The sequence below is a fragment of the Streptomyces sp. KLMMK genome, from assembly GCF_036961605.1.
Taxonomy (GTDB): Bacteria; Actinomycetota; Actinomycetes; order Streptomycetales; family Streptomycetaceae; genus Streptomyces; species Streptomyces telluris.
The window spans coordinates 1-2,209 of record NZ_JBAMDC010000644.1; the positions used below are offsets into that span (position 1 = coordinate 1).

General features: G+C 74.5%; 3 protein-coding genes. 1 reads left to right on the forward strand and 2 read right to left on the reverse strand.

Features of this window, described 5'->3' with window-relative positions:
- Positions 1-4: 4 nt before the first annotated feature.
- Positions 5-409 (reverse strand): DUF3040 domain-containing protein, encoded by a 405-nt coding sequence (locus V7793_RS36655; protein ID WP_168090802.1) that lies wholly within the window; start codon positions 407-409, stop codon positions 5-7.
- Between the two features lie 237 nt (positions 410-646).
- A complete protein-coding gene (locus tag V7793_RS36660) occupies positions 647-1,408 on the reverse strand; it encodes a methyltransferase (protein ID WP_336014004.1) in 762 nt (253 codons plus the stop codon).
- 208 nt (positions 1,409-1,616) lie between these two features.
- Between V7793_RS36660 and V7793_RS36665 the strand changes: the two genes are divergently transcribed.
- Positions 1,617-2,209, forward strand: a 593-nt coding sequence (locus V7793_RS36665) for a TetR/AcrR family transcriptional regulator (RefSeq protein WP_336014005.1), incomplete at its 3' end; no start/stop codon positions are given.

The following is a 2,209-nucleotide window of genomic DNA, read 5'->3' on the forward strand; positions in this document are numbered from 1 at the left end:
GCTCTCAGTGGCCCTGCTCGTCGCGGCGGCGCTGCCAGCGCTGCTCGATGCGGTCCATCATGCTGCGGCGCGGGCGCATCTGGCCCCGGCCGCCCAGGGGCCCCGCCGGGCCCGTCCCCTGCTGCGCACCGGGCCGGGGCGCCTTGCGCCAGCCGGTGACGGCGAGCGCCGCGCAGCCCAGCATGACGAGGAAGCCGACCACACTGATCCAGTACTGCCCCTGAATCATCACGCCGGTCATCAAGAGCGCGATACCCACCAGAAACCCGGCGACCGCCTGGTAGACCCGTCGCCGGGTGTACGTGCGCAGGCCGCTGCCCTCGAGCGCTGTCGCGAACTTGGGATCTTCGGCGTACAGCGCTCGCTCCATCTGCTCGAGCATGCGCTGCTCGTGCTCCGAGAGCGGCACGGAGTCCTCCTACTCGTCGGTCGCGGGGGGCGACCGGGTGCGACCCTTTCAGGATAGGCAGGGAATCGCCCCCGTGAAACCCGCCCCTCTGCGCCAATCCGCCCACCGATGTCCGTGTGGCGATCGGTGGTGTCGGGACGTACATTCCCGGTTCGCCGAGCGGCCATGCCGGACGGCGTCCCCCGATCATACGGGGCGAACCAGCTGATCGGGTGGTGTGTGACCTACAGCGCGCAGTCAGCCACGTTCGGCCAGTACGTGCAGTTGGGTGGCCACCGAGTGGAAGGCCGGCAGCGCGGCCGCGGCGGCCTCCAGCTGGGCGAGCGCCTCCCGGGCCCCGGGCTCCGCGTCGAGCAGCACGCCGGGCACCAGATCGGCGAAGACGCGCACGCCGTGCACGGCGCCCGCCTCCAGGCCCGCGGCGGTCACCAGCTCCGTCAGCTGCTCGGCGGTGAACCGGCGCGGCATCGGGTCGCCCGCGCCCCAGTGGCCGGCCGGGTCGGTGAGGACCTGGCGGGCCTCGGTGAAGTGCCCGGCGAGCGCACGGGAGAGGACGGCGCCGCCGAGGCCCGCGGCCAGCAGGCTCAGGGTGCCGGCGGGGCGGAGCGCCTCGATGACGTTGCGCACGCCCTCGGCGGGGTCGTCCACGTACTCCAGGACGCCGTGGCACAGCACCACGTCGTAGGCGCCGCGGTCCACCACGTCGAACAGGCCGTGGGCGTCGCCCTGGACGCCGCGCACCCGCTCGGCGACACCGGCCTCGGCGGCCCGGCGCTCCAGCGCGAAGAGGGCGTTGGGGCTGGGGTCGACGACGGTGACGCGGTGGCCGAGCGCCGCGACGGGCACCGCGAAGTGGCCGGAGCCGCCGCCGGTGTCGAGCACGTCCAGCACGCCGCCGGCCGGGCCGGCGGCCTTCACCCGGCGGTCCAGGGCGTCGCGCAGGACCTCCCAGACCACGGCGGTACGCAGGGACGCCCGGGGGCGCAGCGGGTCTGACACGGCGGGTGGCTCCTCGGCGGTGGCGAACGATTGCGTGCGCCCCAGCCTAATGGGCCGTGCCCGGGGCCGGGACGACACGGCCGCCCGGCCCGGCGCGGCGCCGCGCGGGGCGCTCCGGACAAGGGCTCCGGCCTGCGCGAATACCCGTGCGGCCACGCGAGGTTGACGCAGGCGCGGGGGCCGCGGGGCGGGCAGGGAGAATCACCTCATGGACAGCAGCGGTACGCGCCGTCAGAACACCCGGCGAAAGCTCTTCGACGCCGCGGTGACCCTCATCGCCGAACAGGGCTTCTCCTCCACCACCGTGGACGAGATAGCGGAACGGGCCGGGGTGGCCAAGGGCACCGTCTATTACAACTTCGCGAGCAAGACCGATCTGTTCGAGGAGCTGCTGCGGCACGGCATGGAGCTGCTGACCGGGGCGCTGCGGGCCGCGGCCGACGAGACGGCCGAGCGCGGCGGCGGCGCGGCCGAGGCGCTGGACGCGATGATCCGCGCCGGGCTGGACTTCGTGGCGCGCCGGCCGGCGCTGGCCCAGCTCTACGTCGCCGAGCTGTGGCGCACCAACCGGGCCTGGCGCCCGACGCTGACGCGGGTGCGGCAGCAGGCGGTCGAGGTGATCGAGTCCGTGCTGCGGGAGGCGGCCGCGGAGGACGACCCGGCGGCGGGGTCCGACGTCGCCCTGACGGCGTCCGCGCTGTTCGGGATGGTGCTCGTGACGGCACTGGACTGGCAGTCGTTCCAGCCGGAGCGGTCGGTGGAGGAGGTCCACGCGTCGCTGGCGCGGGTGTTACAGGGACG